The 18,775-nt window shown below is 64.3% G+C and carries 17 protein-coding genes and 1 other RNA gene; 11 read left to right on the forward strand and 7 right to left on the reverse strand.

The window, feature by feature from the left end; translation table 11 throughout:
* Positions 1 to 2 precede the first annotated feature (2 nt).
* Complete coding sequence (gene rfaD, locus OCT39_RS00045) at positions 3 to 959, forward strand: ADP-glyceromanno-heptose 6-epimerase (protein ID WP_263585698.1); 957 nt, start codon at positions 3 to 5, stop codon at positions 957 to 959.
* Positions 952 to 1,998 carry a lipopolysaccharide heptosyltransferase II gene (waaF, locus tag OCT39_RS00050; RefSeq protein WP_263585699.1) on the forward strand — a complete coding sequence of 349 codons (1,047 nt, stop codon included), beginning with the start codon at positions 952 to 954 and terminating at the stop codon, positions 1,996 to 1,998. The genes rfaD and waaF overlap by 8 nt, the downstream gene beginning before the upstream one ends.
* Here waaF and OCT39_RS00055 read toward each other — a convergent pair.
* A complete protein-coding gene (locus OCT39_RS00055; protein WP_263585700.1) occupies positions 1,988 to 3,646 on the reverse strand; it encodes a sulfatase-like hydrolase/transferase in 1,659 nt (552 codons plus the stop codon). The two genes, waaF and OCT39_RS00055, sit on opposite strands and share 11 nt — an antisense overlap.
* A gap of 146 nt (positions 3,647 to 3,792) precedes the next feature.
* Here OCT39_RS00055 and OCT39_RS00060 point away from each other — a divergent pair, with 146 nt between their 5' ends.
* Positions 3,793 to 4,554, forward strand: a complete 762-nt coding sequence (locus OCT39_RS00060) for a glycosyltransferase family 2 protein (RefSeq protein WP_263585701.1) — start codon at positions 3,793 to 3,795, stop codon at positions 4,552 to 4,554.
* On the opposite strand, the gene OCT39_RS00065 is transcribed toward OCT39_RS00060, so the two are convergent.
* Positions 4,465 to 5,556 carry a glycosyltransferase family 9 protein gene (locus OCT39_RS00065; RefSeq protein WP_263585702.1) on the reverse strand — a complete coding sequence of 364 codons (1,092 nt, stop codon included), beginning with the start codon at positions 5,554 to 5,556 and terminating at the stop codon, positions 4,465 to 4,467. The two genes, OCT39_RS00060 and OCT39_RS00065, sit on opposite strands and share 90 nt — an antisense overlap.
* Positions 5,557 to 5,637: 81 nt before the next feature.
* Here OCT39_RS00065 and OCT39_RS00070 point away from each other — a divergent pair, with 81 nt between their 5' ends.
* Complete coding sequence (locus tag OCT39_RS00070) at positions 5,638 to 6,831, forward strand: glycosyltransferase family 4 protein (RefSeq protein ID WP_263585703.1); 1,194 nt, start codon at positions 5,638 to 5,640, stop codon at positions 6,829 to 6,831.
* Here OCT39_RS00070 and OCT39_RS00075 read toward each other — a convergent pair.
* Positions 6,813 to 7,529 carry a 3-deoxy-D-manno-octulosonic acid kinase gene (locus tag OCT39_RS00075; RefSeq protein WP_263585704.1) on the reverse strand — a complete coding sequence of 239 codons (717 nt, stop codon included), beginning with the start codon at positions 7,527 to 7,529 and terminating at the stop codon, positions 6,813 to 6,815. The genes OCT39_RS00070 and OCT39_RS00075 overlap by 19 nt on opposite strands.
* Here OCT39_RS00075 and OCT39_RS00080 point away from each other — a divergent pair.
* Genes OCT39_RS00080 through waaA form a run of 3 tightly spaced genes read left to right on the forward strand, consistent with a single transcriptional unit; the run spans position 7,528 to position 11,376 of the window.
* Entirely contained in the window at positions 7,528 to 8,622 is a 1,095-nt protein-coding gene (locus OCT39_RS00080) for a glycosyltransferase family 9 protein (RefSeq protein WP_263585705.1), read from the forward strand. The two genes, OCT39_RS00075 and OCT39_RS00080, sit on opposite strands and share 2 nt — an antisense overlap.
* Positions 8,612 to 10,042, forward strand: a complete 1,431-nt coding sequence (hldE, locus tag OCT39_RS00085) for a bifunctional D-glycero-beta-D-manno-heptose-7-phosphate kinase/D-glycero-beta-D-manno-heptose 1-phosphate adenylyltransferase HldE (RefSeq protein WP_263585706.1) — start codon at positions 8,612 to 8,614, stop codon at positions 10,040 to 10,042. The genes OCT39_RS00080 and hldE overlap by 11 nt, the downstream gene beginning before the upstream one ends.
* On the forward strand, positions 10,042 to 11,376 hold the full coding sequence (waaA, locus tag OCT39_RS00090) for a lipid IV(A) 3-deoxy-D-manno-octulosonic acid transferase (RefSeq protein WP_263585707.1): 1,335 nt from the start codon (positions 10,042 to 10,044) through the stop codon (positions 11,374 to 11,376). The genes hldE and waaA overlap by 1 nt, the downstream gene beginning before the upstream one ends.
* On the opposite strand, the gene rpiA is transcribed toward waaA, so the two are convergent.
* Positions 11,373 to 12,044 carry a ribose-5-phosphate isomerase RpiA gene (gene rpiA / locus OCT39_RS00095; RefSeq protein ID WP_263585708.1) on the reverse strand — a complete coding sequence of 224 codons (672 nt, stop codon included), beginning with the start codon at positions 12,042 to 12,044 and terminating at the stop codon, positions 11,373 to 11,375. The genes waaA and rpiA overlap by 4 nt on opposite strands.
* Positions 12,045 to 12,199: 155 nt before the next feature.
* Here rpiA and ilvA point away from each other — a divergent pair, with 155 nt between their 5' ends.
* Positions 12,200 to 13,714 carry a threonine ammonia-lyase, biosynthetic gene (gene ilvA, locus OCT39_RS00100; protein WP_263585709.1) on the forward strand — a complete coding sequence of 505 codons (1,515 nt, stop codon included), beginning with the start codon at positions 12,200 to 12,202 and terminating at the stop codon, positions 13,712 to 13,714.
* Between the two features lie 413 nt (positions 13,715 to 14,127).
* Here ilvA and OCT39_RS00105 read toward each other — a convergent pair whose 3' ends face one another.
* From OCT39_RS00105 to OCT39_RS00115, 3 genes are all read right to left on the reverse strand, one after another.
* Positions 14,128 to 14,760 (reverse strand): 5-formyltetrahydrofolate cyclo-ligase, encoded by a 633-nt coding sequence (locus OCT39_RS00105; RefSeq protein WP_263585710.1) that lies wholly within the window; start codon positions 14,758 to 14,760, stop codon positions 14,128 to 14,130.
* A 4-nt stretch (positions 14,761 to 14,764) separates the two neighbouring features.
* Positions 14,765 to 14,948: non-coding RNA, 6S RNA (ssrS, locus tag OCT39_RS00110), on the reverse strand.
* Positions 14,949 to 15,009: 61 nt separating this feature from the next.
* Positions 15,010 to 15,318, reverse strand: a complete 309-nt coding sequence (locus OCT39_RS00115; RefSeq protein ID WP_263585711.1) for a cell division protein ZapA — start codon at positions 15,316 to 15,318, stop codon at positions 15,010 to 15,012.
* A gap of 188 nt (positions 15,319 to 15,506) precedes the next feature.
* Between OCT39_RS00115 and OCT39_RS00120 the strand changes: the two genes are divergently transcribed.
* The 3 genes from OCT39_RS00120 to ubiH all read left to right on the forward strand — a co-directional run bounded on the left by OCT39_RS00120 (position 15,507) and on the right by ubiH (position 18,755).
* A complete protein-coding gene (locus OCT39_RS00120) occupies positions 15,507 to 16,085 on the forward strand; it encodes a YecA family protein (RefSeq protein ID WP_263585712.1) in 579 nt (192 codons plus the stop codon).
* A 28-nt stretch (positions 16,086 to 16,113) separates the two neighbouring features.
* Positions 16,114 to 17,454, forward strand: coding sequence for a Xaa-Pro aminopeptidase (gene pepP, locus OCT39_RS00125; RefSeq protein WP_263585713.1), 1,341 nt, complete (start codon positions 16,114 to 16,116; stop codon positions 17,452 to 17,454).
* 71 nt (positions 17,455 to 17,525) lie between these two features.
* On the forward strand, positions 17,526 to 18,755 hold the full coding sequence (gene ubiH / locus OCT39_RS00130) for a 2-octaprenyl-6-methoxyphenyl hydroxylase (RefSeq protein ID WP_263585714.1): 1,230 nt from the start codon (positions 17,526 to 17,528) through the stop codon (positions 18,753 to 18,755).
* Positions 18,756 to 18,775: the final 20 nt, after the last annotated feature.

Raw genomic sequence — 18,775 nt, forward strand, 5'->3', positions numbered from 1 at the left:
TTATGATCGTAGTGACCGGTGGGGCCGGCTTTATCGGCGCCAATATCGTCAAGGCGCTCAACGCACGCGGGCGCACCGACATCATCGTGGTGGACGATCTGTCTGACGGCACCAAGTTCGTCAACCTGGTCGACTGCACGCTGTATGACTATCGCGACAAGGACGCCTTCCTGATGGAAGTGCAGGCATCCTTGCGCGGTGAGCCGTGTGATCTGCCTGCGATCGAGGCGATCTTTCACGAAGGCGCCTGCTCGGATACCACCGAGTGGGACGGCCAGTACATGATGGAGAACAACTTCGAGTACTCGAAGGTACTGCTCGAGTACTGCGAGCAGCACGGCATCGCCTTTTTGTACGCCTCCTCGGCGGCCACCTACGGCGGTAGCGAAATATTCAAGGAGTCGCCCGAGTTCGAAAAGCCGCTCAACGTTTACGGCTACTCGAAGCTCTTGTTCGACCAGCACGTGCGCGCGCGCATGCCGGCGCTCACCACTCAGGTCGTCGGGTTTCGCTACTTCAACGTCTATGGCCCGCGTGAGCAGCACAAGGGCAAGATGGCGAGCGTGGCGTTTCACAACCACGGCCAGGTCAAAAATGGCCAGACGCTGAAGCTCTTCGGCGCATTCGACGGGTATGAGGCGGGCATGCAGAGCCGCGACTTCGTTTTCGTGGGCGACGTGGTGGACGTTAACCTGTGGTTTCTCGATCACCCCGGCGTTTCCGGCATTTTTAATCTGGGCACCGGGCGCGCCGAGCCGTTCAAGGCGATCGGCGAGGCGGTCATCGACTACTACGGCCAGGGCCAGATCGACTACATCGATTTTCCCGACGAGCTCAAGGGGCGCTACCAGAGCTACACCCGCGCGGATATATCGCGGCTTCGCGACGCCGGCTGCGACGTCGAATTCAAGACCGTGGCTCAGGGCGTGAAGGCGTACCTGGAGTGGCTCAATGGCTGACACCGCCAAGCGGCTTCTGGTCGTGGGGCCCTCCTGGGTGGGGGACATGGTGATGGCCCAGAGCCTGTTCATCGAGCTCAAGGCGCGCCATCCAGGGGCGACCTTGAGCGTGGTCGCTCCCGGGTGGTCGCAGCCGATTCTGGCGCGCATGCCCCAGGTCGACGAGGTGCTGCCTCTGGGCGTGGGTCACGGCGAGTTTGGCCTCAAAAGCCGCCGCGAGCTGGCCGCGCGCTTGAAAGGCCGGTTCGATATGGCCATCGTGCTGCCGCGCTCCTGGAAGGCGGCGCTGGTGCCGTTTCTGGCGCGCATTCCAACGCGGGTCGGTTTTCTCGGCGAGTACCGCTACGGGCTGTTGACCGAGGCGCGAAAGCTCGATAAACGCGTGCTCGACCAGACCGTGAAGCGCTTCGTCTCGCTGGGTGTCTCCAGGGATGAAGCGCGGCGCGGCGATTTTCCCATCACTGCGCCCCGCCTTTCGGTGGATCACGACAACCTGGTGAATCTGCGCCTGAAGCTTGCGCTGTCGTCGCGCCCGGCGATCGGCATGATGCCCGGCGCGGAGTATGGCCCGGCCAAGCAGTGGCCGCCTGAGTACTTTCATGGGCTGGCCAAACGGCTGGTGGAGGAGGGGTTCGAGGTGCGTATTTTCGGCGGGCCGAAGGATCACGCGGTGGGGGAGGTAATCAGCGCAGGGCTTGGCCACGTTCACAACCTGTGCGGGCAGACCGCGCTCGCCGATGCGGTGGATTTGCTCGCTGACTGCCGCCAGGTGGTCACCAACGACTCGGGGCTTATGCACGTGGCCGCGGCGGTGGGGGTGTCGATCCACGCGCTCTATGGCTCGTCGTCGCCGCGCTATACCCCGCCGCTGACCGACAGCGCCACGGTGCACTACCTGGGCCTTTCGTGCTCGCCCTGTTTCAAGCGGGTCTGCCCGCTGGGGCATACCAACTGTTTGAACCAGCTGACCGAGGCGAGCGTTTTCGAGGCCGTGGGCGCGGTGCAGTCCGGCACGCCCGGCGTGATCGTCAGCGGCTGACATTCTCCACTTCCAGCGGGGCGTCGGACGGCGTTTCGACGACCTGCTCGGCGGGGGAGGGCGTCGCGTTCTGGCGCTGCGGGGCAAGGCCCTCCCACAGCCGGTGCTGCAGCGCGGTTTCCTCGCGCAGCCGCTCGTTGAGCACGTTGAGCCCGTGCGTCTCGGTAAGCGTCGAGCGGTCGCCCAGAAGCGATACTCCAAGCCCCGCGCGGTGCTCATCCAGCGTCATACCCATCGCCTCCAGAAGCGTCGGGAAAACGTCGAGCATGGTGGCGTTTCGCCGGATACGCCGGGGCTCTAGCCCGTCACCGAGCATGATCAGGGTATTGTCGCGGTCGAGCGCGGTGAGCTGGTCCCACACCGGCACGCGCATGGTCAAATGATCGCTCTGGAGCACGACGAGCGTATTGTCCAAAAGGCCCTCGGCTTCGAGGCGCTCGATCAAATCCCGCGCCTGCCAGGCGGAGCACTTCACCGAGAAGAGAATGTCCTGGCCGTCGAAGTCGCCCTGGCGGTCGATGCAGGTTTGCGACGGAAAACCGTGGGGGGAGTGGCCAGCCAGGCTCAGGTTGACCACCGCCCAGGGGCCGTCGTCCTCATTTTCGAGCCGTCGAATCTCGCGCTCGGTTTCGCTGTAGAGGGTGTCGTCATAAACGCCCCAGCTGTTGACGTACTGCTGGTCGTCGAGCTTGGCGAGCCAGTCCTCCTTGCCCTTGACCGTTTGGAACTGGTGGCCGTTGTAGAAAAGCCCCTTGCCGGCAAACTGCGAGCTGGCCCCGCCCAGGTAGCTCAGCCGGTAGCCCTGGCCTGCCAGCACGTCGCCCAGGCAGTTCACCCCGGGCACCACCTGCGTGAGCGGCTCGAACTGGGTGTCGTGTAAAAGCCCCGCCGGCATCAGCGGCACGCCGCACTGGCTTGCGATCATGCCGGCCATGGTCCAGCCGGTGTTGTCCATCTGGCGCACGCCTTCGAACACCCAGCCGCGCTCGCCCAGCGCCTCCAGGTCGGCGTAGGCGTCGCCGAAGATGTCGCTTGAGTAGGTACGCTCCAGGCTCTCCAGGTACATCAGCAGCAAATTGGGCGGGTCGTCGGAGCGCATTGCGGTGGGCGGGGCCACGTAGCGCCGGTCGAGCCACTCACCGTCGTCGGTGACGATTGCTGCGCTGCGCTGACCGAGGCCATAAAGCAGCGGGTTGATGGCCAACAGCGCCAGCGCGAAAAAGCGCTCCGTCAGCCGCCAGCGCGGGTCGCGGCGGGCCATCCACGTGATCGAAATTAACAGCGCGAGCATGGTCAGCACGTAGAGCGCGGCGATGACCATCTTGCCCCCACCGCCGTGGTCGGTCATGCCCGCCTGCAGATGGAAAAACACCGCGCCGAGATCCACATTGCCGAAGCTGTCGGCGAGATACACGTAGATACCCAGAAGACTCAAGGGCACGAGCGACCAGGGCCATACCGGTTTGTAGCGCTCGCGTTGGGGTGCGCCCCAGCGAAGCTTGAGCCCCAGGGTGAGCCAAAGCGCCGCGATGGGGAAAAGTGTCCACCAGGGCAGGCGGGTGACCACCGTCACGGCGTAGCCAAGGCTTGCGCCAACGATCAAAAGCGGCAGCCAAGGGGTGAGTCGATAGCTCCTTATCAACGCCATGCCATATCCCTTTCCATCCTTAACCAAATGAGTATGCTAGCTTACCAAATGTGTCGTGCGCGGGTGGCAGATTCCCGTCCGGGTAATGATGAATGAGTCCAACGAAGGCGGCCGGGTCGCGGCCTTCGAACGCACAAGGGTAATTTGTGGCCATTTCCGCCGTACTGATCGTCAAAAACGAAGCGCACCACCTGCGCGCCTGCCTGGAAACCCTCACCTTCGTCGACGACATCGCCGTGCTCGACGCCGGAAGCCAGGACGAAACGCTCGCCATTGCCCGGGAGTTCACCGACAACGTCAGCGTTGAGGCCGACTGGCAGGGTTTTGGCGTTCAGCGCCAGCGCGCCGAGGCCCTGGCCCGCGGTGACTGGATTTTGATGATCGATGCCGACGAGCGCGTTACCGACGAGCTCAGAGAGAGCATCCTGAAAGCGGTCGAAAACGGGCCCGCGGTATATAGTCTGCCCAGGCTCTCCTGGTGCTTTGGCCGCTTCATCCGCCACTCCGGCTGGTACCCGGATCGGGTGCTGCGCCTTTATCCCAAGGGGGAAGCTTCCTATAACGCCGCGCTGGTGCACGAAAAGCTCGTCGTGCCGGATTCGCTCAAGGTACTTCCCTTGGGCGGTGATCTTTTGCACTACACCTACCGCGACGTGCGCCACTACCTGGAAAAGTCCGCCCACTACGCCGATGCCTGGGCCGAACAGCGCGCCGCCCGGGGCAAGAGCGCCTCCCTCGGCCAAGGGTTGATGCATGGGCTGGGCTGTTTTCTCAAGATGTATCTGCTCAAGGCGGGCTTTCGCGACGGCGCACAGGGGCTACTGCTCGCCATTCTCTCTGCCCACTCCACCTTCAACAAGTACGCCGCGCTCTGGGTGCGCAGCAAGCAGGGTGTCGAGAAGCGCTGAGATCTCGCTGGCGGCAGCGTCGAGTTCGATGGCCGTCATCTCCTGCTCGCCGGCGCTCGACGGCGGACTGAACGCCAAGCGCTTGTCGGCGTCGTTGCAGGTTTGCCAGCGAAGCGGCGTGGCCGAGCGCCTGGCCGGATAAAAACCGGCGGTGGCGATGTTCAGACACCCGGCGATGTGCAGAGGCCCGGTGGAGCCGGCGATCAAGAGATCACTGCCGGCAAGCTGATAGGCGAACCCCTCGACGCTTTCACTCGGCGTGAGCCGCTTGGCCGCGATGCCCTGCGCGGCCAGCGCCTGGATCAGGGCATCGGCTTGGGCCTCTTCTCCCGGCCCTGCGCTGATCCACCAGGCGGGGGCGGCATCGGTTCGTGTGTTTACCTTCGCGATCAGCGCGGCGTACTGCTCGAGCGAGAGATTCACCGCCGAGCCGCCGCTGCCCGGATGAACGATGACCGCGCAGGCAGTTGCGTCCATCGCCAGCGCCTTTCGCTGGCGCGCGACCACCTCGCGCTCCAATGGCCAGAAAGGCGGCGCGGGCAAACGAGCGAGCTTGAGCGAAAGCCGCTCCAGCAGTGCGCAGGCCAGATCGACGTTGTACTGATACTCGGGCTTTATTGATCGCGAGCGGCGCTGGGTCACCCGCGCGTTGTAGAACATCTGGGCCCACTTGGTCGCGGGCGCCAAACGTAGCGGTATGCCCGCCCGCCAGCCAAGAAGGCCAACACGCGGCGTCGAGAAAAGCGTCAGCAGGGCATCGAAGCGGGCGGCCTTGACCGTATCGAGCAGCGCCTTTTGCGCGCGCTTGCCACCACGCTTGCCCGGGTCGACGATCACCTCGTCCACCCAGGGGCAGGCGCGGGCCAACGCCTCGGTGTAGGCCGGTACCAGCACGCTGACGTGTGGTGTCGGCGAGGCGCTTTTCAGGCAGGCAAGCGCCGGCCAGGCCAGCATGAAATCCCCGATTTTGTCGTTACGCACGACCAGCACTTTCTGCGCCATGGTGAATACCCCGTTAATTGCAGCCTGTATACTACAAGACAACCGAGAACTTGTTGAACGGCGCAGAGAAGGCGGGGCGTAATGGCCAAGGGTTTAGAAACTGACGGTGTAGAAGCTGGCGGTGCAAACACAGAGGGCGACCACCCGGCGGGTGGAAAAGCGGCGAAGGTGCTACAGCTTTGCATGTCGGATGGTAAGGGCGGCATGGAGCTCTACGTCGACCGGGTCATCGAGGATCTGCACGCGGAAGGGGTCGAGGTTATCGGCATCTGCCTGCGCCAGACCCGTATCGAAACCTACTTCCAGCGACACGGCGTGGCCTTCAAGGCGTTTTCGAGCAACCTGGATGCGCTGAAAAACGCCTGGCGTATCCGCCGCTGGCTGATCGATGAAAACGTACGCATCGTCCACTGTCACAAGTCGAGCGACTTGCGCCTCACCGCGCTTTTGAAGCTGCTGCTGCCGAACCTTCGCGTGCTCTATACCGACCACGTGGGCGGCCAGCGCGCCAAGAAAAGCCCCTATCACCGCTTCGCCTATCGAAACGTCGACTACGTGCTCTCCATCAGCCAGGCAACCCACGCACGCAACGTCAACAACCTGCCGGTGCCGCGCGAGCGCGTGATCTGCCTGCCCCACGGCGTCAATATCGATACCTACCACCCGGTAACGGATAGGGCGAGCATCGCCGCCAAACGCGCCGAACTCGGCATTCCCGAATCAGCGGTGGCGATCGGGCTGCCCGGGCGGGTGACGCCAGGCAAGGGGCAGGACGTGTGGGTGAAGGCGCTTTTGGCGCTGCCCCAGGAGCTCGACTTCTTCGCGGTCTCGATTGGCGGTACCGACTACGCCTCCGGCGGCACCGAGGAGTTCTATCAAACGCTCGTGGAGCTGATCGACGGCACACCGCTTGCCGACAAAATCCGCTTTTTAGGCCACCGCTCGGATCTCACCGAGATCCTGCCGGTGCTCGATCTGGTGTGCATTCCCTCGGAAAACGAGGCGTTTGGCCTGACGATCATCGAGTCCATGGCGTGCGCCATGCCGATCATCGGCTCCAATACCGGCTCGCTGCCCGAACTCGTCGACAAGGATTCGGGCGTGCTGGTGGGGCCTTTCGATATCGACGCCTGGCAACGCGCCATGGCCGCGCTCATTGAAGACGATGCGCGCCGCCGGGCGATGGGGGCGGCGGCGCGTACACGGGTCGAGCGCCACTTCAGCAACAGGCAGCACGTCAAACGCTTGATGGGCTACTACGACGCGCTGGCGTAGCCCGCCGAAATCGCCGCCAGAACGGCGTCGGTCGCTGCGCTGAATTTGGCCACCGAGCGCGCCAGCCGTTCGAGATTGTCCGTCTGCCACCTGCCCGGCTGGCGAAACCGGCAGCGGTCGAAGTCGATCAGCCAGGGCGTATTCTCGTCGTCGATCAGGATGTTACGAGCGTTGAGGTCGACGTGGTCGAGCCCGCTCTTGTGAAAGCGCGCGATCATCTCACCCACCCGTTCGAGCAGGGCTTCATCGACGCTTTCCTCGGACAGGCGCGACGCCAGCGCCCGGGCGCCTTCGATGCGCACGGTGATCAGCGCGGCCTGGTAGACGAGACCTTCGCGCTTCACCCCGGCGGCCACCGGGCGGGGCACCGGTAGGCCCTGATCATAAAGCGCGGCGGTCAGGCGCAGTTCACGAAAGGCGCGGGTGCGCTCGACGCCGAGCCACAGGTAGCGCTTTTGGCACAGATGGGCGACGAGCCCGCCGCGCTGGTAAGGGCGCAGCACCCACTGCTCGTTGCCGCGGTCGATGAACAGGCTTTCGCCGCGCCCCGGCGCCTCGCCGGTGACCAGCCCCGCCCGGCGCCACGCTTGCCCGTCGAAGAGCGCGGGCCCGGGTTGGTGTGGCGCCGCGTCGTCACTTAAACTGTCCACATCGTGTAGAATCAGCCAATTTTTTTGCCGGAGTGCCGCTAAGCGCATGAAGCCCTCTCTGCCCAAGGATCCTCGTCATATTGCCATCCTGCGCCTTTCCGCGCTGGGCGACGTGTGCAATCTCGTGCCCACGGTGCGCGCGCTGCAGCGCCAATGGCCAAAGGCGCGCATTACCTGGATCATCGGTAAAGGCGAGCACAGTCTACTGGCGGGCCTGTCCGGGGTCGAGTTCGTCGTCTTCGACAAGGCCACGGGCCTGGCCGGCATGCGCCGGATCTGGCGCGAGCTCGCCGATACGCGTTTCGATGTGCTTTTGCACATGCAGCAGGCGATTCGCGCAAGCGTGTTGTCGCTCGGGCTCAAGGCGAAGGTCCGCGTGGGCTTTGACAAGGCCCGCGCCAAGGATTTCCAGCACTGGTTCACCCAGCGCCAGATCACACCTCGCAACAATCCTCACGTGCTCGAATCCTTCATGGATTTCGCCCGCCTGCTCGGCGTCAGTGACGACCGCCTGATGTGGGATCTGGCCATCCCCGACACCGCCTACCAGGAGGCGCGGGCGCTGGCGGGCGAGGCGCCCTATATCGTCATCAACCCGTGCAGCAACCCGCGGCTGCGCAATTTTCGCAACTGGTCGGTGAAAGGTTATGCCAGCGTCATCGAGCACGCCTTTACCCACCACGGCTTGAAAAGCGTGTTGACTGGCGGCGGCAGCGCCGCCGAGCGTGAAATGGGGGATGCGATCGAGGCGCTCTGCCAGCCCGGCAGCGTCGTCAACGCGATCGGCGGCACCTCCTTGAAAGGGGTGCTGGCGCTGATCGATGAGGCGCGCGCGGTGATCGCCCCGGACACGGGCCCGGCGCACATGGGTAACGCCTTGGGCACGCCGACCCTCGGGCTCTACGCCACGACCAATCCGCAGCGCGCCGCGCCCTATTTGTGGCGCGATTTCGCCGTCAACGCCTACCCCCAGGCGGTGCGTACCTATCTGAATAAATCGGTGGGAGAGGTGAGCTGGGGTCAGCGCGTACGTCACGCCGACGCCATGGACCTGATCAGAACCGACGAGGTTATCGAAAAGCTCGACGCGCTGCTCGAGCACACCCGACCCACCACCACGGGGCCTACCAATGAAAGTTGATCTCAACGCGCTTGCCCGCGCCCGCGTACTGGTCGTGGGCGACGTCATGCTCGACCGCTACTGGCACGGCAGCACCTCGCGTATCTCGCCGGAGGCGCCGGTGCCGGTGGTTCGCGTGGACGGCGCCGACGACCGCCCGGGCGGGGCGGCCAACGTCGCGCTCAACGTCGCCTCGCTCGGCGCCCAGGTGTCGCTTGCCGGCGTCGTGGGCCGCGACGAGCACGCCATTTTGCTCCGCAATGCGTTGTCTGATGCTGGTGTGAGCACTCACTTCCAGGTAAGCGAGGCGCTTCCCACCATCACCAAGCTGCGCGTCATGAGCCGCAACCAGCAGCTCATTCGCCTCGATTTCGAACAAACGCTGGCCGGTACCGACACCGACGAGCTGCTTGGGCGGGTGGAGGCGGCGCTGGCGGATGTCGACGTGATGATCCTCTCGGACTACGGCAAGGGCACGCTCAACCAGGTCGAGCGGCTGATCCAGATGGCCAACCGGTTGGGCAAGACGGTGCTGATCGATCCCAAGGGGGTCGATTTCACCAAATACCGCGGGGCGAGTCTGATCACGCCCAACCTGGGCGAGTTCGAGGCGGTGGCCGGGGTGTGCGATTCGGATGAGGCGCTGGAGCGCCGGGGCGAGGCGCTGCGCGCCGAGCTCGAACTCGAGGCGCTGTTGATCACCCGCAGTGAAAAGGGCATGACGCTGATTCGCCGCGACCACGCGCCCCTGCACCTGCCCACCCGGGCGCAGGAGGTGTTCGATGTGACCGGCGCCGGCGACACCGTGATCGCGCTTTTAGGGCTGGCGCTGGCGGCGGGCAGTACACTTCCGGACGCGATGATGCTGGCCAACCTGGGCGCGGGGCTCGTCGTCGCCAAGCCCGGCACCGCCACGCTCAGCGTCGAGGAGCTTTCGCGCGCCCACTACGGCGACCGGCCCGCCGAGTTCGGCGTGACCGACAAGACGGCGCTTTGCGAGGCCGTACGCGCCGCCCACGGCCGCGGCGAGCGGGTGGTGATGACCAACGGCTGCTTCGATATTCTGCACGCCGGCCACGTCAGCTACCTGGAACAGGCCAAGCGGCTGGGTGACCGGCTGATCGTTGCGGTCAACGACGATGCCTCCATTCGCCGTTTGAAAGGCGAGAAGCGCCCGATCAATCCGCTCGAGCGGCGCATGCAGGTGCTGGCCGGGCTCGGCGCGGTGGACTGGGTAGTGCCCTTTAGCGAGGACACCCCGCAGGCGCTGATCGAGGAGGTGCTGCCGGACATTCTGGTCAAGGGCGGCGACTACCGCGTGGACGAGATCGCCGGCCATCAGGCGGTGCTGGCCAACGGCGGCGAAGTGAAAGTGCTCGGCTTCGAGGACGGCGTCTCCACCTCCACCATGATCGACACCATCCTCGAGCGCGAGCGCTGATGCCCGCGTCGCCGACCGAGTCCGGCGCCCGTCAGCGGCTGGCGCGGGGGCTGTATTCGGCGGCGCTCTACGCGCTCTCTGCGCTGATTTTTCGGCGTATCTGGCGTGAGCAAGTGCCCACTCACCCGCGCCGCCAGCGCCTGGGCTTTGGCCTCGGCGTGCTCCCGCCCGCCCCCAGGATCTGGCTGCACTGCGCCTCCGTTGGCGAGGTGCGCGCCGCAAAAGCCTTGATCGAAGCGCTGCTGGCGCGCTACCCGCGCCACAGCCTTTTGATCACCACCATGACTGCGACCGGCGCCGGCCAGGTACAGGCGCTGATCGATGCTCAAACCGAGACAACGCGGCCGCGCCTGGCCCACCGCTTTCTGCCGCTGGATTTTCCCGGTGCGGCGCGGCGCTTTGTCGCCCGCGTGAAGCCGGCGATGGCGCTGATGTTCGAAACCGAGCTCTGGCCGAACCTGCTGCACGCCTGCGCCCGGCGCGGCGTGCCGGTGGCGGTGGTCAACGGACGCCTCTCCGAGCGAGCGTTTTCGCGCTATCGCCGCATTCGCCCGCTGATGACCGCTGCCCTTGCTAACGTCGACTGGCTGGCGGCGAAGTCCGTCGCCGATGCCCACCGCTTCCAGGCCCTGGGCGCACCCAGGCGCGTCAGCGTGATCGGCTCGCTCAAGTTCGACGTGGCCGTCAGCGATAGCCGTCTTGAAGAGAGTAAGCGCTCACTACTTGGCAAGAGCGACTGCCCGGTATGGGTGGCGGGCTCGACCCGGGACGGCGAGGAGGCGCTCATCCTGAACGCCCACCGGGCGCTGCGCCAGCGCTTTCCACAGGCGCTTTTGATTCTTGTGCCGCGCCACCCTCAGCGCTTTGACGAGGTGGCCGCGCTTTGCGAGCGAGAAGGCTGGAGAACGGCGCGGCGAAGCGAGAACGCCGCTGTTGCTGATGACGTCGCGGTCTATCTGGGCGATACGTTGGGCGAGCTCGCCACGCTTTACGCGGCGGGGGACGTGGCGTTCGTGGGCGGCTCGCTGGTAAAGCTTGGCGGGCACAACGTACTCGAACCCGCCGCCCTGGGCCGGCCCGTGCTCTGCGGGCCGTCGCTCGAGAACTTCATCGACGTGGCCGAGCCGCTTTTGCAGGCGGGGGCGCTCGAGCAGGTCGAGACGCCGGCGGCGTTGGCATCGGCGGTCGCGGCGCTGCTAAACGATCCCGCGCTTGCCAACGCGCGGGGCCAGGCCGGCATTGAGGTCATTCGCGACCATCAGGGGGCGCTGTCGCGCACGTTAAAGGGGCTCGACGCGCTGCTTTCCCGGGATGGTGAAGGCCCGGTGAGTTAGCGCTCGCTTCGCTCGACGCCCTTGTCGGTGCCCAGCAGCAGCACGTCGGCGCCGCGAGCGGCGAACAAGCCGTTGGTAACCACGCCGACGATGGCGTTCAGGCGCGCTTCCATCGCGACCGGGTCGTCGATCGCCAGATCATAGCCATCGATGATCTGGTTGCCGTTATCGGTCACCACGCCCTGACGATACACCGGGTCGAAGCCCAGTTTGACGAGTTCCCGAGCGACGTACGAGCGCGCCATGGGGATCACCTCGATGGGGAGCGGAAAGCGCCCCAGCGTCTCGACGCGTTTGGAGCCGTCGGCGATGCAAATGAAGCGCTCGGCGCAGGCGGCCACGATCTTTTCACGCGTCAGCGCCGCACCGCCGCCCTTGATCATGTGAAAGTGAGCGTTCACTTCGTCGGCGCCGTCGATATAAAAGGGCACCGATCCCACTTCGTTGAGTTCGAATACCTCGATACCGAGCGCCTCGAGGCGCGCTTTCGAGGCGTCCGAGCTTGCCACCGCCCCCTTGAAGCGATCACGCAGCGGTTTCAAGCGGTCGATGAAAAGATTCGCCGTCGAGCCGGTACCGATCCCCAGCACGGTGTTGGCTTCGAGGTGCGGGGTGATTTCGTCGATGGCGGCATCGGCGACGGCGGCTTTGAGTTCGTCCTGGGTCATGAAAGGCTCCGGGCAGTGATAGGCGGCGCCAGTATAGCGTTTCTGGCGCGATCTGTTGATGCGCGCCTATAACGCTGGACGCGACCAGGTACGATCTGCTACCAATAAAGGCTTTTCTCTCGGCCCTTGGGCCTTTTTACCGTCTGGATATCCGCATGCTCGAAGCTACCGTCAAAAAGATCCTCCAGGCCCGCGTGTACGAAGCGGCCTGCGAGACCCCCATTTCACCCGCCCCCTTTTTGTCGCGTCGCTTTCACAACCAGATTCTGATCAAGCGCGAGGACCTGCAGCCGGTTTACTCGTTCAAGATTCGCGGCGCCTACAACAAAATGGCTCAGCTTTCCGAGGAGCAGAAAGCAAAAGGCGTGATCGCCGCCTCTGCCGGCAACCACGCCCAAGGGCTGGCCATGGCGGCGAAGCTGATGGGGGTGAAGGCGACCATCGTGATGCCGCGTAGTACCCCGGAGATCAAGGTGCAGGGCGTGCGCTCGCGCGGGGCGCGCGTGGTGCTCAAGGGCGACGCCTTTTCTGACGCCGCCGCCCACGCCCAGGAATTGATCGCCGAGCACGGCTACACCTACATTCCGCCCTTCGATGATATCGACGTGGTGGCGGGCCAGGGCACCATTGGCGTGGAGATTCTGCGCCAGCATAGCGGCCGCCTCGATGCGATCTTCGTGCCTGTCGGCGGCGGCGGGCTGATTGCGGGCGTGGCCGCTTATGTTAAGTACCTGCGCCCGGATATCAAGGTGATCGGCGTCGAGGCCGAGGACAGCGCCTGCCTCAAGGCGGCGCTGGCCGCCGGCGAGCGCGTGGTGCTCGACCAGGTCGGCACCTTCGCCGAGGGCGTGGCGGTGTCGCAGATCGGTGAGGTGCCCTTCAATCTGGCCAAAACGCTGATCGACGACGTCATCACGGTCAACTCCGACGAGATCTGCGCGGCGGTGAAGGATATCTTCGAGGATACCCGGGCGGTATCGGAAACCTCCGGAGCGCTGTCACTGGCCGGCTTGAAAAAGTACATTCAGCAAACCGGCGCCGAAGGGCAGACGCTTTTGTGCATCAACTCCGGCGCCAACACCAATTTCGACCGGCTGCAGCATATTGCCGAGCGCACCCAGCTTGGCGAGCAGCGTGAAGCGATTCTCGCCGTGACCATTCCCGAGAAGCCCGGCAGCTTCAAGAAATTCTGTCAGACGCTTGGCCGGCGCATGGTCACCGAGTTCAGCTACCGCTACGCCGACGACAGCGATGCCCACATCTTCGTTGGCGTACAGATCAAACCCGGCGGCGAGGACCGCCGCGCCGTCATCGACCGGCTGGTTGAAGGCGGCTACCCGGTGGAGGACCTGACCGATAACGAGCTCGCCAAGCTGCACATTCGCCACCTGAGCGGCGGACGCCCCAGCGAGCGCTTTGAGGAAGAGCTCTACCGTTTCGAATTTCCCGAGCGCCCGGGCGCTTTGATGAATTTTCTCACCCAGCTGCCCCACGACTGGAATATTTCGCTATTTCACTACCGCAACCACGGCGCCGCCTATGGGCGTGTGCTGGTCGGTATGCAGGTGCCCGCCGATGACCGCACCCACGTGGCCGAGTATCTCGACGCCATCGGCTACCGCTACTGGCAGGAGAGCGACAACCCGGCCTACAAGCTCTTCATGGCCTGAGTTTGTTAGCACTCACTAACCTTCTGCTCCACGCCGTTCGCGTTATTCTGGTGCATGAAAATGCTGGGGGGTGATCAAAAAAGTGGGACGTAGGCTATTGTCAACGCCCCGCCATTGGCCCTATAGTCGACTTCGAAAATTAGTCAAGCCAGCCATCCTTGAAACCACCTATTGATGACTGGCTTTAGGGCATCGGTCATCATAAAAACGTTGGAGACAAGGCATGCGGCGTAGGAAGCCTGACGTAGTAATGGCGTTGACGGTCGTCTTTTTGTTGGGGGTACTGGTCACCGGATACGCACAGGCGCTGGCAGGAAGTTGATCGTTGCAAGGGCGGCGCTTTCAGCGCTGACCTCGATATAAAAAAAGGGCCGATCGCTATCGGCCCTTTTTTTGTGGCGCTTATTAAGCGTTCAGCCATTACCGCGGCGAACGATCCCCTGATCGCTCACCACCGCATCCAGCGGAATATCCCAGGGCTCGAGTTCGAGTTTATTCACCTGCTGGCAGGCGTGGGCCACGCCGATCAGCGCGGGTTTGGGGCCCGGGCGGCGCATGAAAGCGAGCGTGCGATCATAAAAGCCGCCACCCATGCCCATCCGGTTGGCCTCTCCATCGAAGCCGACCAGCGGCACGATCAGCGTATCCAGCGCCCAGGCGGGAATCCGGTTTTGTCGCCGCGCGCCAAAGCGCGTGCAGGGCTCAGAAATGCCGAAGCGGTTTTCGACCATCGGGGTGTCGTCGTCAAAGCGCACGAACCAGAGCGCGTTGTGGCTCAAGGGGCGCAGTACCGGCAGATAAACCGTTACCCGGCGCTGTTGCAACCAGCCAAGGAGCGGAGTCGGGTCGATTTCGCCGCCGACCGGCAGATAAAGGCTTACGCGCCTGGCGCGCTGGATCTCGGGAAGGGTGTTGAGACGCTGACAAAGCGAGGTCGCCGCCGTTTGCTGCTCGGCATCGCTCAAGGCACGGCGCCTTCGGCGAAGCTCGCGGCGCAGGGCGCGTTTGTCGAGGTGGTCGGTGTCGGTAATGGAAGGATCGAGCATGGTGGTGTTCCCCAGAGTGCCGCTGTCGTTCTGGCCCTGAACCTACTGGTTCAGAGTGGGTGGCCGCAGCCAAACCGTCAGGCTTTCCGACGCACGGACATGCACACGGGTCTGGCTAGCATTTGGCCCCCTGGGTACTGCGCATAGGCTCGAGGGACTATAACGACTGGCGCACACTCCAGAGAACCGCTTTATCTTAACAGAGCGAGCGCCGATGCCATAGGTTTGGGCCCGGTTTGTGCGAAGGCGTCAGGATTTTTCGACGGGGCGGGCTTTTTGCAGCGCTTTTTCCAGCCGGTCGTGCAGGCGGTTCAGGCTCGCCTCGCCGGCGCGGTGTTCGTCGAGCGCCTCTAAAAGCTCGTGGGTGATGTTCAACGCCGCCATGATGGCGATGCGCTCGCTGCCCAGCACGCTGCTTTGCGCATGAATGCCCTGCATGGCGCGGTCCAGATAGCGAGCGGCGCGTTCAAGCTTGGCCTGCTCGCCGGTATCGCAGGCGATCATGTAGCCGCGACCCAGCAGGGTAATTTCTTTGGTTGGCCGCTTGGCGTTACTCATCGAAGACTCCGGCACGGGCACGTCAGGGCCCGAATGCGTTAACATCACGGTATAGAAAGGAGGGGCGGCGTTCACTATAAGAGAGCGGCTTGCGCGGGGTCAACGCGCTTTCCCGCCGAGGCGCCGCCCATCGATCCTCCTTCGCTTTTTCGACACCCCTTCGTTCACTGCCCAAAGCGAGAGCCCCCATGTCCCTCATCGAGCAGCGCCAGGACTTTTCCGACGTGGCCGACGTCTTTCTTCTTCACGGCAGCATGCAGTCGCCTGCCTTTCTCGACGGCCGGCTCTGCGCGCTTCTAGCCCTTCGTGACGTCACCGCCGAAAGCTGGCTCGAGGAAGTCTGTATGAGCCTGGGCGTCGAGCAGCCCAGGGATCCACAGAGCGCCGAGCGCCTGCTCGGCTGGCGCCGGCAAACCCTGGACGCGCTCAGCGCCAACGACTTGAACTACGCCCCGCTGCTGCCCGACGAGCTCTTCTCGCTCGGCGAGCAGGCTCAGGCACTCAAGGAGTGGGCGCTGGGCTTTACCGAGGTCATCGAGGAGGTCGCCGACGAGGCGCTGAAAAAGCGCTGGTCGCAGCCGCTCAAGGAAGCCATCGACGATCTTGCAAGCTTTGGCCAGATCGAGACCGACATCGACGACAGCCCGGAAAACGAGAACGACCTGTTCGCGCTCTCCGAGCACGCGCGCATGGCCGCGATGCTGCTCTACACCGAGCAGCACCCGGGCCAACCCCAGGTCGAGCAGACCGACGCCCCGGTCCACTGAGTTTTTCCGGCCGTTCAAAGGAGCTTCAATGTCATTCGATACGCTTTCGCGCCCCGCCGCGATCACCCTTGACGAGTACCGCGCCCGCCGTGAGGCGCTGATGGCGAAATTACCCGACGGCGCAGCGCTGATCGTGCCCGGCGCTTCGCTCACGACTCGCTCGAACGACAGCGAGTATCCGTTTCGCCAGCAAAGCGATTTTTTTTATCTGACCGGCATCAACGAGCCCGACGCGCTACTTCTGCTACTGCCCGGCCGTGAAGCGGGTCAAAGCGTCGTGTTTTGTCAGGATCGCGACCCAACGATGGAGGCCTGGACCGGGCGGCGGCTGGGCGCCGAGGGCGTCATGGCCGAGCACGGTATCGACCAGGCGTTTGAAAACGCCGAGCGCGACGACTTCCTGCTGGCAATGCTCGAAAGCCGCACGCTGCTCTACGCACCGCTGGATCACCCCGAGGCTCAGGCCATTGCCGAAGAGGCACTTGCCCAGGCCCAAAAAGGCCAGCGCCGCGGCAAGCCGATGCTCAAGGGCTGGCTCGACAGCCGCGAGCTGATCCACGAGCTGCGGCTGATCAAAAGCCCGGCGGAGCTTGCGCTTTTACGCCACGCCTGCCGCATTTCCGCTCGCGCGCACTGTCGCGCGATGCGCACCTGCGCCCCCGGGCTCTTCGAGTACCAGCTGCAGGCCGAGCTCGAGCACGAATTTCTCTGGCACGGCGGCAGCGGCCCGGCCTACAGCACCATTGTGGGCGGCGGCGCGAACGCCTGCGTGCTTCACTATATTGAAAACGCCGACGCACTCGAGAAGAACGCGCTGGTACTGATCGACGCCGGCGCCGAGTTCGATCTTTACGCCGGCGACATCACCCGCACGTTCCCGGTCAGCGGCCGTTTCAGCGAGGCTCAGCGCGCGCTTTACGAGGTGGTGTTGGGGGCCCAGCAGCGCGCCGTCGCCGCCGTGGTCCCCGGCGCCACGCTTACCGATATCCACGCGGGGGTCGTCGAGGATCTCACCCGTGGGCTGATCGAGCTGGGGCTTCTGGAAGGTGAAGTGCAGGCGCGTATCGATGATGAGAGCTACCGGCGCTTCTATTTGCACTCCACGTCCCACTGGCTGGGCCTCGACGTTCACGATGTCGGCACCTACCGGCTCGACGAGCAGACGCCTCGCCCGCTCGAGCCCGGCATGGTCGTGACTGTCGAACCCGGCCTCTATATTCCCGAAGACGACGATCTGCCCGCCGCCTACCGCGGCATCGGCATTCGTATCGAGGACAACGTGGCCGTCAATGGGAAAGGCGGTGAAATATTGACCAGTGACGTTCCCAAGCGGATAGACGAAATCGAAGCGCTGATGGCTAAAAATTAATCAGTTTTAACATGCCAAAAATACCATTATGTAAAGGATTACGAAATTACACTTAATCACGGAGGCTTTCGATGCCCGCGAATGTGCCGGAAAATGTATTAAAAACGGCTGCTTACGATATCGTGATCGTGGGGGGCGGGCTGGTGGGGGCAAGCCTTGGCTGCGCGCTGGCGCCGCTGATCGAACGCTTTGCCCTGCGGGTGGCGATCGTGGAGGCCGCGGCGGTGCCGAAAGCCGATGAGCTCACCTGGCAGCCGAGCTTCGACGCCCGCGCCAGCGCCATCGCCGCGGGTTCCGCCCAGCGCTTTCGCGAGCTCGATGTCTGGCCGGCGATGCAGCGCGAAGCCTTACCGATTTCGCGCATTCATATCAGCGAGCGCGGTCGCCTGGGCGCCACTCGCCTGTCCGCCGCCGAGGTGGGGGTCGAGGCGCTTGGCTACGTGATACCCAACGCCTGGATGGGGCAGGTGCTGCATCAGCGCCTTGGAGAGCTTTCCATCGACTGGTACTGCCCGGCCACGGTCGACACCATGACTGCCGTCGAGGGTGGCCACTGTCTGGCGCTTTCCACCGGGGATCGGCTCCATGCCCGCCTGACCGTGCTGGCCGATGGCGGCCGTTCCGGGCTCAAGGAGCAGCTGGGTATCCAGAGCGAGCGCCGCTCCTACGAGCAGACCGCAGTGATCGCCCACGTCGGCATTAGCCAACCGCACAAGGGGGTGGCCTTCGAGCGCTTCACCAGTGAAGGGCCGATTGCGCTGTTGCCGCTGCCTCACCAGGCGATGGAACTGATCTGGACCCACCAGGGCGGTGAGGAGCGCTCGAGGCTTTCGCTTGGTGACGGCGCGTTTCTGGATCAGCTCCAGCGCGCTTTCGGTGACCGGGTGGGGCGTTTCACCAAAGTCGGCAAGCGCTTTAGCTATCCGCTCTCGCTGGTCACCGCTCGTGAATCGGTGCGTCCGGGGTTGGCGGTACTCGGCAACGCCGCCCACGCGCTGCACCCGGTGGCGGGCCAGGGCTTCAACCTGGCGCTGCGCTCGGTGATGGACCTGGTCGAGGCGTTGGAAGAGGGCCGCGAGCAGGGCCGCGACTTCGGTGACATGGAGACGCTGCTCGCGTTCGAGAGCCGTCGGGCGAAGGATCGCGCCAACGTGATTCGCTTTAGCGATAGCCTGGTGCGACTGTTCGGCGCCTCGTTTCCGCTCTTGCCTCATGCCCGCGCCGCCGGGCTCATTGGCCTCAATTTGGTCGGGCCGCTGCGCCGGGGGCTGGCGCGCCGCGCCATGGGCCTCGAGCGCTAGCGCTTATACTCGTCATTCAC

Origin of the sequence: Halomonas sp. GD1P12 (genome assembly GCF_025725645.1) — a bacterium.
Lineage (GTDB): Bacteria > Pseudomonadota > Gammaproteobacteria > Pseudomonadales > Halomonadaceae > Vreelandella.

Bases quoted from the DNA above. Each gene is read 5' to 3' on its own strand.
- rfaD (WP_263585698.1), top strand. From the start codon at position 3: ATGATCGTAGTGACCGGTGGGGCCGGCTTTATCGGCGCCAATATCGTC.
- waaF (WP_263585699.1), top strand. From the start codon at position 952: ATGGCTGACACCGCCAAGCGGCTTCTGGTCGTGGGGCCCTCCTGGGTG.
- OCT39_RS00055 (WP_263585700.1), bottom strand. From the start codon at position 3,646: ATGGCGTTGATAAGGAGCTATCGACTCACCCCTTGGCTGCCGCTTTTG.
- OCT39_RS00065 (WP_263585702.1), bottom strand. From the start codon at position 5,556: ATGGCGCAGAAAGTGCTGGTCGTGCGTAACGACAAAATCGGGGATTTC.
- OCT39_RS00070 (WP_263585703.1), top strand. From the start codon at position 5,638: ATGGCCAAGGGTTTAGAAACTGACGGTGTAGAAGCTGGCGGTGCAAAC.
- OCT39_RS00080 (WP_263585705.1), top strand. From the start codon at position 7,528: ATGAAGCCCTCTCTGCCCAAGGATCCTCGTCATATTGCCATCCTGCGC.
- OCT39_RS00075 (WP_263585704.1), bottom strand. From the start codon at position 7,529: ATGCGCTTAGCGGCACTCCGGCAAAAAAATTGGCTGATTCTACACGAT.
- hldE (WP_263585706.1), top strand. From the start codon at position 8,612: ATGAAAGTTGATCTCAACGCGCTTGCCCGCGCCCGCGTACTGGTCGTG.
- waaA (WP_263585707.1), top strand. From the start codon at position 10,042: ATGCCCGCGTCGCCGACCGAGTCCGGCGCCCGTCAGCGGCTGGCGCGG.
- rpiA (WP_263585708.1), bottom strand. From the start codon at position 12,044: ATGACCCAGGACGAACTCAAAGCCGCCGTCGCCGATGCCGCCATCGAC.
- ilvA (WP_263585709.1), top strand. From the start codon at position 12,200: ATGCTCGAAGCTACCGTCAAAAAGATCCTCCAGGCCCGCGTGTACGAA.
- OCT39_RS00105 (WP_263585710.1), bottom strand. From the start codon at position 14,760: ATGCTCGATCCTTCCATTACCGACACCGACCACCTCGACAAACGCGCC.
- OCT39_RS00115 (WP_263585711.1), bottom strand. From the start codon at position 15,318: ATGAGTAACGCCAAGCGGCCAACCAAAGAAATTACCCTGCTGGGTCGC.
- OCT39_RS00120 (WP_263585712.1), top strand. From the start codon at position 15,507: ATGTCCCTCATCGAGCAGCGCCAGGACTTTTCCGACGTGGCCGACGTC.
- pepP (WP_263585713.1), top strand. From the start codon at position 16,114: ATGTCATTCGATACGCTTTCGCGCCCCGCCGCGATCACCCTTGACGAG.
- ubiH (WP_263585714.1), top strand. From the start codon at position 17,526: ATGCCCGCGAATGTGCCGGAAAATGTATTAAAAACGGCTGCTTACGAT.